The sequence below is a fragment of the Variovorax sp. KBW07 genome (genome assembly GCF_003852515.1).
Taxonomy (GTDB): domain Bacteria; phylum Pseudomonadota; class Gammaproteobacteria; order Burkholderiales; family Burkholderiaceae_C; genus Variovorax.
The window spans coordinates 1-13956 of sequence record NZ_QAJK01000166.1; the positions used below are offsets into that span (position 1 = coordinate 1).

At 66.9% G+C, this 13956-nt stretch carries 15 protein-coding genes; 8 read left to right on the plus strand and 7 right to left on the minus strand.

The window, feature by feature from the left end; genetic code table 11:
- Nucleotides 1-88 precede the first annotated feature (88 nt).
- Complete coding sequence (locus tag DBV14_RS29165; RefSeq protein ID WP_124464752.1) at nt 89-439, minus strand: hypothetical protein; 351 nt, start codon at nt 437-439, stop codon at nt 89-91.
- 148 nt (nt 440-587) lie between these two features.
- On the opposite strand from DBV14_RS29165, the gene DBV14_RS29170 reads away from it, so the two are divergent.
- Entirely contained in the window at nt 588-2402 is a 1815-nt protein-coding gene (locus DBV14_RS29170; protein ID WP_124464754.1) for a glutamine--tRNA ligase/YqeY domain fusion protein, read from the plus strand.
- Between the two features lie 79 nt (nt 2403-2481).
- Here the strand turns inward: DBV14_RS29170 and DBV14_RS29175 are convergent, their stop codons facing one another.
- On the minus strand, nt 2482-2784 hold the full coding sequence (locus DBV14_RS29175) for a hypothetical protein (RefSeq protein WP_260397269.1): 303 nt from the start codon (nt 2782-2784) through the stop codon (nt 2482-2484).
- Nucleotides 2785-2938: 154 nt separating this feature from the next.
- Between DBV14_RS29175 and DBV14_RS29180 the strand changes: the two genes are divergently transcribed.
- The 5 genes from DBV14_RS29180 (at nt 2939) to DBV14_RS29200 (ending at nt 5511) form a co-directional block, all read left to right on the plus strand.
- The gene (locus DBV14_RS29180; protein ID WP_185546159.1) at nt 2939-3499 is read left to right on the plus strand and encodes an rRNA large subunit pseudouridine synthase E; all 561 of its coding nucleotides are present in this window, start codon (nt 2939-2941) and stop codon (nt 3497-3499) included.
- 62 nt (nt 3500-3561) lie between these two features.
- Complete coding sequence (locus tag DBV14_RS29185) at nt 3562-4491, plus strand: M23 family metallopeptidase (protein ID WP_124464756.1); 930 nt, start codon at nt 3562-3564, stop codon at nt 4489-4491.
- Nucleotides 4492-4529: 38 nt separating this feature from the next.
- Nucleotides 4530-4820: a nucleotidyltransferase family protein gene (locus DBV14_RS29190; RefSeq protein WP_124464758.1), complete on the plus strand. Its 291-nt coding sequence runs from the start codon at nt 4530-4532 to the stop codon at nt 4818-4820.
- 20 nt (nt 4821-4840) lie between these two features.
- Nucleotides 4841-5176 carry a DUF86 domain-containing protein gene (locus DBV14_RS29195; protein ID WP_260397270.1) on the plus strand — a complete coding sequence of 112 codons (336 nt, stop codon included), beginning with the start codon at nt 4841-4843 and terminating at the stop codon, nt 5174-5176.
- Nucleotides 5177-5274: 98 nt separating this feature from the next.
- Entirely contained in the window at nt 5275-5511 is a 237-nt protein-coding gene (locus tag DBV14_RS29200; RefSeq protein WP_124464761.1) for a hypothetical protein, read from the plus strand.
- A 29-nt stretch (nt 5512-5540) separates the two neighbouring features.
- Here the strand turns inward: DBV14_RS29200 and DBV14_RS29205 are convergent, their stop codons facing one another.
- The 4 genes from DBV14_RS29205 to DBV14_RS29220 form a co-directional block, all read right to left on the minus strand.
- Nucleotides 5541-6476: a succinylglutamate desuccinylase/aspartoacylase family protein gene (locus DBV14_RS29205; RefSeq protein ID WP_124464763.1), complete on the minus strand. Its 936-nt coding sequence runs from the start codon at nt 6474-6476 to the stop codon at nt 5541-5543.
- A 114-nt stretch (nt 6477-6590) separates the two neighbouring features.
- Entirely contained in the window at nt 6591-7559 is a 969-nt protein-coding gene (locus DBV14_RS29210) for an MBL fold metallo-hydrolase (protein ID WP_124464764.1), read from the minus strand.
- An 86-nt stretch (nt 7560-7645) separates the two neighbouring features.
- The gene (locus tag DBV14_RS29215) at nt 7646-8848 is read right to left on the minus strand and encodes an ammonium transporter (RefSeq protein ID WP_124464766.1); all 1203 of its coding nucleotides are present in this window, start codon (nt 8846-8848) and stop codon (nt 7646-7648) included.
- 186 nt (nt 8849-9034) lie between these two features.
- On the minus strand, nt 9035-9988 hold the full coding sequence (locus DBV14_RS29220) for a LytTR family DNA-binding domain-containing protein (protein ID WP_124464768.1): 954 nt from the start codon (nt 9986-9988) through the stop codon (nt 9035-9037).
- A gap of 155 nt (nt 9989-10143) precedes the next feature.
- Between DBV14_RS29220 and DBV14_RS29225 the strand changes: the two genes are divergently transcribed.
- Nucleotides 10144-11388, plus strand: a complete 1245-nt coding sequence (locus tag DBV14_RS29225; RefSeq protein WP_124464770.1) for an acyltransferase — start codon at nt 10144-10146, stop codon at nt 11386-11388.
- On the opposite strand, the gene DBV14_RS29230 is transcribed toward DBV14_RS29225, so the two are convergent.
- On the minus strand, nt 11318-11752 hold the full coding sequence (locus tag DBV14_RS29230) for a PaaI family thioesterase (RefSeq protein ID WP_124464772.1): 435 nt from the start codon (nt 11750-11752) through the stop codon (nt 11318-11320). The genes DBV14_RS29225 and DBV14_RS29230 overlap by 71 nt on opposite strands.
- Before the next feature lie 273 nt (nt 11753-12025).
- Between DBV14_RS29230 and DBV14_RS29235 the strand changes: the two genes are divergently transcribed.
- A complete protein-coding gene (locus DBV14_RS29235) occupies nt 12026-13699 on the plus strand; it encodes a DUF4139 domain-containing protein (RefSeq protein WP_124464774.1) in 1674 nt (557 codons plus the stop codon).
- The last annotated feature ends 257 nt before the right edge of the window (nt 13700-13956 follow it).

Genomic DNA, 13956 nt, shown 5'->3' on the forward strand with positions numbered 1-13956 from the left:
ACCCAGGTCAGGACGGGTCACGCCCATGAAAAAGGCCGGCCCTTGCGGGGCCGGCTTTTTTTCATTCAGTCACGAATGCCGTTGCGAATTAACGCCAGTGGCCATGGCCATGACCGCGGTAGTAGCCGCGACCATAGTAGCGCGGGCCGTAATAAGCCGGCGGGCCGTAGTAGACCGGCGCCGGGCGGTAATACACCGGCGGCGGACGGTAGTAAACCGGGGGCGGCGGTGCGTAGTAGACCGGTGCTGGTGGGTAGTACACGGGGGCCGGCGGATAGTAGGCCGGAGCGCCCACGCCCACCGCCACGCCTGGCACGCCGACGCCGATCGACCAGCTGACGTCGCTGCGGGCGCTGGCCGAAGTGGCTGCGAACAATGCACCGGCTGCCACGACACCTGCGGCGGCCCATTTGAAGAAGGTTGAACGTGTGAGGCTCATGATGTTGGACTCCTTGTTTCGGGGGCTGCGTCCGGGTGTGGACCGCCCATGTGTGTATTGAACGCGGCAATTGCAAACCGGGTGCACTGGGCAATGTGAAGAACGTTGCCAAAAGTAACGCCTCGGAGGCGCCCTCTAGAATGCCGCAATGACCTCCCCGACCGACAAAAACGGCGCCAAAACGACCGCTGCACCGAGCAATTTCCTGCGCCACGTGATCGAGAACGACCTCGCACAGGGCGCCTACTCCGGCCGCAAATGGGGCGGCTCGCCCGGCGACGCCGCCCACCACGCCCAGGGCATGCCCGACCCGGCCAAGGTGCGCATGCGCTTCCCGCCCGAACCCAACGGCTACCTGCACATCGGCCACGCCAAGAGCATCTGGCTGAACTTCGAACTGGCCAAGGAATACGGTGGCGTGAGCCACCTGCGCTTCGACGACACCAACCCGGAAAAAGAAGAGCAGGAATACGTCGACTCCATCCGCGACACCGTGAAGTGGCTCGGCTACGAAACCTACCTGGCCGACCGCCCCAGCGCCCCCGGCACCCTGCAGCCGCACGAGTACTTCGCCAGCAACTACTTCGACTTCATGTACGAAGCCGCCGAGTACCTGATCGGCGCCGGCCTTGCCTATGTTGACGAGCAGACCGCCGACGAAGTGCGCGCCAACCGCGGCGACTTCAACACCCCCGGCACCGACAGCCCCTTCCGCACCCGCACGCCCGCCGAGAACCTCGAGCGCTTTCGCGCCATGCGCGACGGCAAGGTCGCCGATGGCGCCGCCATCCTGCGCGCCAGGATCGACATGGCCAGCACCAACATCAACATGCGCGACCCCGCGCTGTACCGCGTGCGCCGGGCCACGCACCACAACACCGGCGACAAGTGGTGCATCTACCCGATGTACACCTACGCGCACCCCATCGAAGACGCGCTGGAGCAGATCACCCACAGCATCTGCACGCTGGAATTCGAAGATCAGCGCCCCTTCTACGACTGGCTGCTCGACCGCCTGGCCGAAGGCGGCCTCGTCGCCAGCCCCCACCCGCGCCAGTACGAATTCGCGCGCCTCAACGTGACCCACGTGCTCACCAGCAAGCGCAAGCTGCGCCAGCTGGTCGAAGAAAAATACGTCGACGGCTGGGACGACCCCCGCATGCCCACCATTGCCGGCCTGCGCCGCCGCGGCTACACGCCCGAGGCGCTGCGCCTGTTCTGCGAACGCAGCGGCACCACCAAGTCGGGTGGCTGGATCGACTACGCCAGCCTCGAAGCCGCGCTGCGCGACAGCCTCGACCCCATCGCCCCGCGCGCCATGGCCGTGCTCGACCCCGTCAAGCTCGTCATTACCAACTGGGGCGAACTGATGGGCGGCGACGACGTGCTCGACGACTGCTCGGCCCCCGTGCACCCGCACCACCCCGAAATGGGCAAGCGCGAATTCAAGCTCGGCCGCGAAGTGTGGATCGAGCGCACCGACTACGAAGAAGTGCAGCCCAAGGGCTTCTTCCGCCTGTTCCCCGGCAACAAGGTGCGACTGAAGTACGGCCACGTCATTGAGTGCACTGGCGCAACGAAAGATGCAGACGGCAAGCTCGTCGAAGTGCAGGCCACGCTGGTGCCCGACACCAAGAGCGGCACGCCCGGCGCGGACGCCATCAAGGTGAAGGGCAACATCACCTGGGTGGCTGCGGCGGATGCGGTGCAGGCTGAAGTTCGGCTGTACGAGCGGTTGTTTGCCGCGGCGAACCCGGGCAGCGGCGAGTTGCTCGATGAGCTGAACAAGGACAGCCTGTCGATCTGCACGGCGTTCGTGGAGCCGTCGCTGGCCAACGCCGAAGCCGGTGTCGCCATCCAGTTCGAACGGCATGGCTACTTCGTGCGCGACACGAAGGCCGATGCCAATGGGCTGCATGTGTTCAACCGCGCGGCGGGCATGCGGGACAGCTGGGGCAAGTAACTCGCCCTGCCCTCGCTCTCTTCCGCGCAAAGCCGGGACCGCAATGGTCCCGGCTTTTTTCATTTGCCTGTTCGGGTCTCTATTCGGGCCGCTTGTAGACCACGCCCAGCACCGCGCTGTTTTCATCGGTGGTGCATACAGCCGAGCGGCCTTGCGGCCCGACCTTCAGGTTGATCGTGTAGACGCCGTCTCGCGGCGTCGTGCCGCTGTCCACGGCAATGCTGCCCGCTGGCACGCGCAACTCGCGCGAGGCGGCTGCCACGCAGTTCTTGATGCTCGCGTCGGGCGCACCGCCCACGCGCACCGAGGTGCTGTTGCAGGCAGTCAGCACAACGCCCGCGCCCACCAGCCACGCCATCTTGCTGAAGCTTCGCATCGTCATTCGCGACTCCGTTCTTGCTAGGCCGGACCGGCCCGAAGACCTGATTCAAGCAAGGCGCGCGAGCAACATTTGCAGGACAGGCACGCCAATTCATGTGGCCCGCCGCCGTCTTCCGGCGGCGGCAGCGCGCGGACCCCGGCTATCCTGTGCGTTCATGAATTTTCCGAGCCCTTCCAGTTCTTCCTCTCGCCTGATCCGCTTCAACAAGCCCTACGGCGTTCTCAGCCAGTTCACGCCCGAAGGCCGCTGGCGAGGACTCAAGGACTTCATCGACATACCCGGCGTGTACGTCGCCGGCCGGCTCGATGCCGACAGCGAAGGCCTGCTGCTGCTCACCGATGACGGCAAGCTCCAGGCGCGCATCGCCGATCCGCGCTTCAAGATGGAAAAAACTTATTGGGTGCAGGTCGAGGGCGTGCCCACCGAAGAGGCGCTAGCCGCGTTGCGCGCCGGGGTCATGCTCAACGACGGCCTCACCCGTCCAGCCAGGGCGCGCCTGCTCGACCCACCGCCCGAGGTGTGGGTGCGCGAGCCGCCCATCCGCGAGCGCAAGAACATTCCCACCGCGTGGCTGGAGCTGGCGATCAGCGAAGGCCGCAACCGCCAGGTGCGACGCATGACGGCGGCCGTCGGGCTGCCCACGCTGCGCCTGATTCGCGCCGCCATCGGGCCGTACACGCTCGATGGGCTCGCACCGGGAACCTGGCGGGAATAGCGCGGTCGCGAATTCGTCCGCGCATCAAGATCAACACCCACTTCTTTCGACATCTGCTGCCCATGCCTACTTCTTCTGCGCCTTTCTCCGACCTCCCCTCCACACCCCTGAGCCGTCGTGCCGCCCTGCTCGGCACCGTCGGCTTGCTGGCGCTGCCCGCGACGCGCGCCGGTGCCACCACTTCCGCCAAGAAGTCGCAACAGCCACAACAACAACCGCAGCAGCACGCCACTGTCTGGCCGCACCCGTCCCAGGTGCCGGGCGGCGTGGCCCGGCTGTCGCTGGGCCCCGCGGCCACTCGGCCGAAGGCGTTCGCCGGTGATGTGCCGCTGCTCGTGCTCGGCGACGCGATCGAGTGGACCGCATTGGTCGGCATCCCGCTCTCGGCCACGCCCGGCGACGCAAGCATCGCCGTGCGCGCCGAGGGCCGCGCAGAACGGCAAATTGCCTACACGGTCGCTGCGAAGCAATACCGCGAGCAGCGCCTGACCGTGGCGCCGCGCACCGTCGATCTCGCGCCCGAAGACCAGGCACGCTACGAGCGCGAACGCGATCACCAGGCCACCGTGATCGCCACGCTCACCGACATGCACCCGGACGCCTCGCTGCAGATGCGCGTGCCCGTGCCGGGCCGCCGCTCCAGTTCGTTCGGCCTGCGCCGCGTGTTCAACGGGCAGTCGCGCAATCCGCACAGCGGCATGGACATCGCAGCCGGAACCGGCACGCCGGTGCTGGCGCCGCTGCCTGGGAAGGTGATCGATACGGGCGACTATTTCTTCAACGGCGGCACGGTGTGGATGGACCACGGCGGCGGCCTGCTGACGATGTATTGCCACCTGAGCCGGGTCGATGTGAAGGTCGGCGATGTGCTGAAGACCGGCGAGCCGTTGGCGGCCGTGGGCGCGACGGGGCGGGTGACCGGGCCGCACCTACATTGGTCGGTGATGCTGAACCGGGCGATGGTGGACCCGGCGTTGTTCATTGCGGCCTGAGGCTTCGCGGTGCACGGCACCGCACTACACTTCGCCTCATGCGCCCCTCCGAAGCCCTGTCCCGCCACCGCGCCCGCATCCGTGAAATCGCGCTGAGCCATCACGTCAGCAACGTGCGGGTGTTCGGTTCGGCTTCTCGCGGCGAAGACGGTCCCGACAGCGACCTCGACCTGCTGGTCGAACCCACGGCGCAAACCACGCTCATGGACATCGGGGCCATCCGGTATGAGCTGAAGAGTCTGCTGGGCGTCGAGGTCGACGTGCTCACGCCGAATGGCCTGCCGCCTGGCTACCGGGACCAGGTGCTGCGCGAGGCCGTGCCTTTATGAGCAGGAGCGATCCACGGCGTGTGGCCGACTACCTGGGCCACATCCTGCAGGCTATCGACAACATCCACGACTACACGAACGGCGCCACCCTCGACAGCTATCTGTCGGACAAGAAAACACAGGACGCAGTGGTGCGCAACCTCGAAGTGATCGGCGAGGCCAGCAACAACATCGTGAAGCATCACGCGGATTTCGCGGCAGCCCACCCAGACGTTCCGTGGCGCTTTGCCTACGAGATGAGAAACGCCCTCGCGCATGGCTACTTCACGGTCGATCAGACCGTCGTCTGGCAAACCATCCAGAACGACCTGTCGCCGCTGCGGGCCCAGATTGCGGCGCTACTGCCTTCGCCATAGGACGCATGCCCCGTCAGCCGCTCTTTACCGAAGCGTGTCTGGACTCATCGATGCGCCGCGAGAGCCGCAGCGCAACGCTCGCCCTCCTCAACACTCGCTTGCACCCCGCCCTGCAAGCCATCGTCGCCGCCGAAGTCGCCTCGGGCAACCGCGTCAGCGACACCGGCGTCGATTGGCCCGAACCGGGTTCGGTGCACGTCACGCTCAGCAAGCGCTTCGACAACCACCATGCGAACGCTGCCGCCAGCTTCAGCCTTTGCAACGACCCGCACTACTGGCACGCGAGCTACGAAACCAGCACCGCCGGTGAGCCGGTCCATCTATTGATCTGCTGAAGACGGCGGCCATCCGCCGTCCAGCTTCATCAAAGCGGCTTGGTCAGGTACACCGCCTCACGCCCGACGATCGTGTGCTGCGCGGGCATGAAGATCGTGCAGTCGTCGCAAGGCGCGCGAATCTCGTCCGGGCCGTTGGTGGCGATCAGCTCACCCTTCGCAAAAGTCTCGAAGCCGATCAACGGCCGCACGAACGCAAAGTCTTCCGACTTGATGACGTGCGTCTGCAGCAACTGGAAGCGACGCTGCTCAACCGGCGCAGGCACCGCCGGGTCTTTGTCGATGAGCCCGAAGTGCGCCAGGAAGTCGAGCGAAATGGCGGTGGCCAACTCCGACGCCGAGCGCAGGAAGTGCTGCCCGCATTCGGCCACCAGCGCCACGCCCTTGCCTTCCGCCGTGCCATGCGAGCCGTGCTGGATCAGCGGCGTGCCCGAACCCAGTCCGTCAGGCATCACGAGGTGCACCGACGGCCGGCCGATGGCCATGGCCGCTGCGGCATTGCGCTCGAAGGCAGGGTACACCCAGAACGGAATGACGGGCTGGCTGGTCGAGTGAATGTCGAGGATGTGATCGGCCGCGCTCACCACCGGGCGCAGCTCGCGGGCGCGGCGCAGTTCGGGGCTGTCCTCGGTGCCGTCGAGCCATTCGGGCGACCAGACGCGGTTGAGGTTGTGCACCAGCTGGCGGCTGTCGAAAGGCAAGGCCTCGTTGAAGGACTCGTACGCGGCCACGTTGGCAAAGCTCACGGTGAGCGTGCCGATCTTCGGACGCACGTGGGTGTCGAGCAGGTGGGTGGCGGCGGTCATGCCGCAGATCTCGTTGCCGTGCGTCAGCGCATTGATGAGCACGTGCGGGCCGGGCTTGCCGGACTCGAAGCGGTGCACGTAGTCGATGCCGACGTTGCCCTCGCGATAGGCGGAAAGGTCGCGGGGGAGCACTTCGAGGGCGGGGGGAGATTGGGTCATGGGGCGGCGTGGAAATTGAAGCGGAACGGTCGGGCGAGTTTGCTACAGGCCGCGCATTCCTGCTGCGCGCTGCGATACCCCACCGCGCCGCTCGGCCGTCACTCGGTCAGCCAGTCAACGCACCTGCTGGTAATCCACCGGCACCCAGACATAGCTCTTGCCCTCGGCCCGGATGTGCCCGAGCCCCGGGAACGGCAGGTGCGCGCTGCCGACCAGGTACCGGCCCTTGGCCGCATCGGCATACGCCTTCTTGCGCTCCACCGCGGCCGACTTCGAATCGACGTCGAACGAGATCGTGACCTGCGGCTGCACGAACTGCACGGCGGCCACGTGCATCAGGTCGCCCCACAGCACGAGCTTCTGGCCCTTGGACTCGACCACGTAGACGTTGTGGCCGGGGGTGTGGCCATGGGCCGCGACGGCCTTGATGCCGGGCAGCAGCTCGGTGTTGCCGGTGATGGGCTTGAACTTGCCGGCGTCGACATACGGGTTCAGCGACGCCATCGCGCCCTGGAAGAAGCCCTTCATCTCGCCGGAAGCCTTGTCGAGGTTGGCCTTGCTGAGCCAGAAGTCGGCGTCTTCCTTGCCCGCGTGGATGGTGGCGTTGGGAAAGGCGAGCTTGCCGTCTACGACGAGGCCGCCGACGTGGTCGCCGTGCATGTGGGTCACGAGCACGTCGTCGACCTGCTCGGGCTGGTAGCCCGCGGCCTTCAGGTTGGCCTGCAGGTTGCCGAGCGTGGGGCCGAACAGGCCGCCCGCGCCGGTGTCGACCAGCACCAGCTTGCTGCCGGTGTTGATGAGGTAGCCGTTCACCGACGTGGGCACCGCGTCCTTCTCGAAGGAGCGGTCGAGCAGCTTGCCGACCTGGGCCTGCGTGGTGTTGGTGAGCAGCTTCTTGGGCTCGAGATCGAGGGTGCCATCGAACAGCGCGGTCACTTCGAAGTCGCCGAGCATCACGCGGTAGAAGCCGGGCGCCTGGGTCTTGACCTGCGGTGCGCCGGCATAGGCTGCAGACGAAAGTAGCAGCAGGCTGCCGGCCATTGCGGCAATGCCGCGACGAAGCCAACGCGTGGGTTGAGTCATGGGTTCTTCTCCGGTGCGTTACGAGAGGGGCGCCGAGAATATCCCAAGCAGGCGCGGCTTGCTTCGCCCTGCTTGCGCGGCCCGCCCTACCAGTTCACCTCACGCTCCGGCGTGGCCGAGATATGGTGGATCGACAGATCAGCCCCGTCGTATTCCTCTTCCTGCGACAACCGCAGCCCCATGGTCGCCTTCAGCACGCCGTACACCGCGGTGCCCGCCAGCGCGGCCCACATCACGCCCATGACGGTGCCGATGAGCTGCGCCCACAGGTTCACGCCGCCGATGCCGCCCAGCATCTGCGTGCCGAAAATGCCGGCGGCAATGCCGCCCCAGGTGCCGCACAGGCCGTGCAGCGGCCACACGCCGAGCACGTCGTCGATCTTCCATTTGTTCTGCGTGAGGGTGAACATCTTGACGAAGATGGCACCGGCCACGCCGCCGACCACCAGCGCGCCCAGCGGGTGCATCAGGTCGGAGCCGGCACACACGGCGACCAGCCCGGCGAGCGGGCCGTTGTAGACGAAGCCCGGGTCGTTCTTGCCCATGGCGAGCGCCACCAGCGTGCCGCCGACCATCGCCATCACCGAATTGACGGCGACGAGCCCCGAGATCTTGTCGATGCTCTGCGCGCTCATGACGTTGAAGCCGAACCAGCCGACGCACAGCACCCACGCACCGAGCGCGAGAAAAGGAATGTTCGATGGCGGATGCGCACTGAGCGAACCGTCGCCGCGGTAGCGGTTGCGGCGCGCCCCCAGCAGCAGCACGGCGGGCAGCGCGAGCCAGCCGCCGACCGCGTGCACGACCACGGAACCCGCGAAGTCATGAAACTCGTGGCCGGTGAGCGAGGCAATCCAGCCCTGGATGCCGAAGTGCTTGTTCCAGGCAATGCCTTCGTACAGCGGATAGACAAAGCCGACGATGACCGCGGTGGCGATCAGCTGCGGCCAGAACTTGGCGCGCTCGGCGATGCCGCCTGAAATGATGGCCGGGATGGCGGCCGCGAAAGTCAGCAGAAAGAAGAACTTCACCAGCTCGTAACCGCTTCTTGCCGACAGTTCGGTGGCGCTCACAAAAAAATGCGTGCCGTAGGCGACGCCGTAGCCCACCAGGAAGTACACGATGGTCGACACCGAGAAGTCGACCAATATCTTCACCAGCGCATTGACCTGGTTCTTCTTGCGCACGGTGCCCAGTTCCAGAAAGGCGAAACCGGCATGCATGGCCAACACCATGATGGCACCGAGAAGGATGAACAGCGCGTCTGCGCCCTGTTTGAGTGCGTCCATTGGAGCTTCTTGCAGTTTTTGGTTTGAATTGGTGCGTCGCACCCGAATTGCTCGGGTCGCCGCCGCAAGAAAGCAAAATTGGTGCCTAAAGGCTCTTCGATGGTGCGAAACGAACCATAAATGGGCCGATTCGGCCCTCTACGCACCGGAACAGGCCGCCTGCCGGGCGGCTGTTTCAGACGCGCATCAGGCCGTGGCGCCGCCGCGCAGCGCGTCGCGGTAGCGGCGGCTGCAGGGCACGGTGGTGCCGTCGTGCATGTGCAGCTTGGCGTCGCCGCCGTCGAGCGGCTCTATTTCCTTGATGCGCCCCAGGTTCACGGCGTGGCTGCGGTGCACGCGCACGAAGCGTGCGGGGTCGAGCTGGGTCAGGAAGTCGGTGAGCGTGGCGCGCAGCAGATAGTCGTGGCCGTTGACGTGCAGGCCGACGTAGTTGCCCTCGGCCTGGAGCCAGTCGATGTCGGTGGCGGCAATCAGGAACTCGCGGCGCAGCTTGCGCACGAGAAAGCGTTCGGGCCGGGCGGGTGGAGCCGGTGGCGCGGGTCGTGGTGAGGGCGCTTCCTGCATCGAGGGTTCGAAACCCTCCGGTTCCACCAAAGTCGCGGGCGGTGGGGCTGCCCCCTCTTCCGGCGCGTCGAGCACCCGCGCCTCGCCCTGCAGCCGCAGCACGAACAACCGGTAGGCCCAGATGCCGAAGATCATGCTGGCGTACACCCGCACGTCCTTCAGGTATTCGTAGGTCCATTGGCCGGTCCAGCCGGCGAAGTCGTAGTGCGCGCCGGCCAGCGCATAGACCGCCGCGCGCAAGCCGAACATGCCGACCACGTGGGCCACGCTGAAGACGACGCTGGCCGCCGCATGCCACGCCAGGAAGCGGACCCAGTGGTTGCGGGCCAGCGGCGCCAGCCGGCGCTCGATGGCAACCAGCGCCGGCACCAGCAGCAACAGCACGAAGTGGCTCGAGCCCTCCCAGGTGGCGACCTCCCAGTTGGCGCGCGGCGCGGCGCGCGTGCGCATGTCGACCATCGCGACCATCGTGCTGAACAGGCCCTGCAGCGTCATCAGCACCACCCAGAACCCCACCTCCACGTAGCGGCGGACGGGTTCGTAACGTTCGTACAGGTTCTTGCGCGAGTCTCCCATGCCCGGAATTCTCGCGAAAACGGACCCTGGGACCGGGAAATTTCGTCCCTCGGGGCCACCGCTCGTCACAAAGCGGGGGCGATCCGTCCCCTCGCCGCCCCCAGCCCCGACTGCGGGCCCGAGCATCGCGGCTTCTTCGCTTCAAGAAGCTTGCAATGACCACCGCAACCACCCATTTGCCCGACGCGCGCCGCCACGACATCGACGCCCTGCGCGCCCTGGCCTTCCTGTTCGTCATCGTCTATCACGTGGGCATGTACTACGTGGCCGATTGGCCCTGGCACCTGAAGAGCCCGCATGCCGCCGATTGGCTGCAGTGGCCGATGCGGGTGCTGAACCTCTGGCGCATGGACCTGGTGTTTCTCATCTCCGGCGTGTCGCTCGGTTTCCTGAGCCGGGGCCAGGGCACCTGGGGCCTTCTGCGCAGCCGTGGCGTTCGGCTGATGCTGCCGCTGGCGTTCGGCATGGCGGTGATCGTGCCGTACCAGGCCTATGCGCAGGGCGTGGCCAACGGCATGGTGGCGCCGGGATTCGGCACCTTCCTGCTGCGCTACCTGTCGATGGCCGAGCCGTGGCCGAAGCGCGCCTTCGACGGCGCCGAGTTCGGCATCACCTGGAACCACCTGTGGTACCTGCCCTATCTATTTACGTACACGGCACTGGTCGCGCTGACGCTGCCGCTGTGGAACTCGGCCGCCGGCCAGTGGATGCGCCGCCGCTTCAACGGGCTGCGAGGTTGGAAGCTGTTGCTGCTGCCGGTGCTGCCGCTGCTCGCCTGGACGATGCTGCTGGCCTCGCACTTTCCGCCGACCCACAACCTGGTGCGCGACTTTCACCTGCACAGCCTTTACTTCACGATGTTTCTCTACGGCTACTGGATGGGCGTGGACACCGGCGTGTGGCAAGAGCTGGAGCGGCTGCGCCGGGTGTCGCTGGCGCTGGCGGTCGCGGTGATCGCCACGTTCATCGCGCTGCGCGTCGGCGCCAAGGGCCCGCCGTCCGGCCTGCTGATGGACGCGCTGCGCATGCTCTACCTGTGGCTGGCCGTCGCGACCATCCTGGGCCACGGCCATCGCTACCTGAACCGCCCCTGGCCGTGGCTGCGCTGGGCCAACGAGTCGGTGTACCCGTGGTACGTGCTGCACCAGACGCTGATCATCGTCGGCGTGACGCTGCTGGCGCCCCTGGCGCTGGGACCGGTGCTGGAGCCCGCGCTGCTGGTGGCGCTCACGCTGCTGGGCTGCTGGCTGCTGACCGACGGGCTGGTCCGCCGCAGCAACTGGCTGCGCCCGCTGTTCGGGCTGAAGCTGCGGCGGCGCGCCGCACAGCCTAGGCAGCCGGCTTCTGCTGAAGCTCTTCCACCGGAACCAGGATGGCGTTCCCCGTCGCCACGAGCTTGAGCGCGTCTTCGCCCTTGCCTTCGGGCTGCGCGAACAGCTCCGCCGAAACGAACACCTGCTTGCGGCCGGCCTTGACCACCCGGCCGCGCGCCACGAAGGCCTGGCCGATCGCGGGCGAGATGCAGTTCACCGAGAAATGCGAGGCCAGCACGCGGCCCGCCTGCGTGGCGGCCGCGTAGCCGCTTACGGTGTCGAGCAGCGCGGCGATCATGCCCGCGTGCAGGAAGCCGGCGTACTGGCCCATGTCTTCGGGGCGCCAGTTCATGCGCAGTTCGGCCTGGCCGTCGGCGGCCTTCGTCACTTCGAAGCCGGCCCAGCGATTGAAGGCGGCGGACTGGTTGATGGTCTTGATGGTGTCGAGCATGGAAAAAATCTCCTTGGCGTTGGCAATGCGGGTTGGCGATGGGCAATGGGTGATGGGTACAGGGCACTCTATGAAGCGCCGGCCCCGCGCGTCGTCGCGCGTGTGACGGAAAACGCGGCGGCGGTTGCATTGGCGACAGCAGCGCCGCGCGTCACGGGCGGCAAGCCCCAGTGAAAGTTTTTTGACGACGCCTTAACCCCGTTCCGCGAGCCCGGCCGTATGAGTGGAGACAAGCCCGTTCACCCACTCATCACTTTCCACCGAAGGCTCTCCATGAAAGCACCGTCCTCCGCCCTTCTGCTGCGCGCCACCGTCGTTGCCGCCGCCTGGCTGGTCCTGAGCGCTAGCGCCCAGACGCCGGGCGCTGCCGCCATCGGCAGCAACAGCAACTACGCCAACTCGCGCATCACCCAGGTCAAGGTCTACCCCGGCAGCGCCACGGTGGAACGCGTGGCGCGCATCGCGGCCGGCAGCCGCTCGGTCACCTTTGCCTGCCTGCCCGCGGGGCTCGACGTGCAGAGCCTGCAGGTGTCCGCCGACGCGTCGGTGCGCGTCGGCGAAACGTCGGTGCTGAGCGAGGCGCGCGAACTCTCCGCGCGCTGCTCGACCAGCGCACTCGACGGCCGCATCCGCGAACTCGAAGACCAGAAGGCTGCGTTGCAGGCCGAGACCGATGCGCTCGGCATGGTCACCGGCTACCTCAAGGGCCTGTCGGGCGGCAGCGGCGAATCGGCCCAAGGCGCCCGCGCCCCGATGGACGCACGCAACCTCGCCGCCATGACCGAGGCGATGCGCCGCACCGGGCAGGAGTCATTGCTGAAGCAACACCAGATCCAGCGCAAGCAGACCGACATCGACCGCCAACTCAACCCGCTGCTGGCCGAGCGCACGCGCGCGCAGGGCGACGGCGGCCAGGTCATGGCGGTCACCGTGACGCTGGCCGCCAGCGCCGATGCCGATATCAAGCTCAGCTACCAGGTCAACGGCCCCGGCTGGACGCCCACCTACCGCGCGCTGCTCGACACCACCACGCGCAAGGTTCGCATCGAACGCCAGGCGCTGGTGGCGCAGGCCACGGGCGAAGACTGGCGCGGCGTGAAGCTGGTGCTCTCCACCGGCCAGCCGCGCCGCGAAACCACCGGCCGCACGCCGGGCGCGTGGCGCATCGGCATCGAGCCGCCGCCGCGCGTGCTGGCCGCCAAGGACTCGAAAAATTTCGACATGGCCGAAATGGCGATGGCCGCACCGGCCCCGATTGCCGCCAACAGCAGCGAGCGGCGCAGAAGCGTGGAGCCGGCACAGCCGCAGTTCGACGTGAGCGTGTTCGACAACAGCTTCGCGACCGAATTCGCGGTGCCGCAGAGCATCGACGTGCCTTCCAACGGCCAGCGCGTGACGATGGCGCTGGGCCAGCACGAAGACACGGCCAAGCTGGCGGTACGCACGAGCCCGCGCGTGGACGCCAGCGCATTCCTGGTCGCGGAAATCGCGCAGCCCGCCGGCGTGTGGCCGGCCGGCCCGTTGCAGCTGTACCGCGACGGCAATTTCGTGGGCAGCAGCCGCTGGACGGCACCGACCGACGCGAACCTGACGCTGTCGTTCGGTCGCGACGAACTGGTGCGGGTACAAGCCGAGCCCGAGCGCGACAACCAGGGCACGGGTGGCTTTGCAGGCTCACGTGCGGAGCGCAAGGTACAGCGCGCCTACGTGGTGGAGAACCGTCACCGCACGCCGATAGCGGTGCAGGTGCTCGAGGCTGCGCCTGTGTCGGTGGACGAGCAGGTGCGCGTGGGGTCGCAGTTCTCGCCGCAACCTGCGGAACTGGCCTGGAACAAGCAGCCGGGGTTGACGATGTGGCGCTTCGATCTCGACGCCGGGAAGACAGCTCGGGTTACTGCCGACTACGCCATCGGTTATCCGAAGGATGCGCGGTTGCAGATGCGTTGATACGCTGCCGTTCGGGAGCGGGTTCGGGGTCATTCGGGGCGCGTGCGACTGACACCGGGTACTCCCCTCCGCGAATGTCCCCCGCTTCGCTCCTCCTTTATTTCGCTGCGGGGAGCACCCGATGCCATTCGCACATGGACACGCTCTGCGCTTACCGGCTGATCAACGACGGCTCTGCTGACGCTCACGCCGATGGTGTGCTCTGCGCAGCGAAATAAAGGAGGAGCGAAGCGGGGGACATTCGCGGAGCAGAGCAC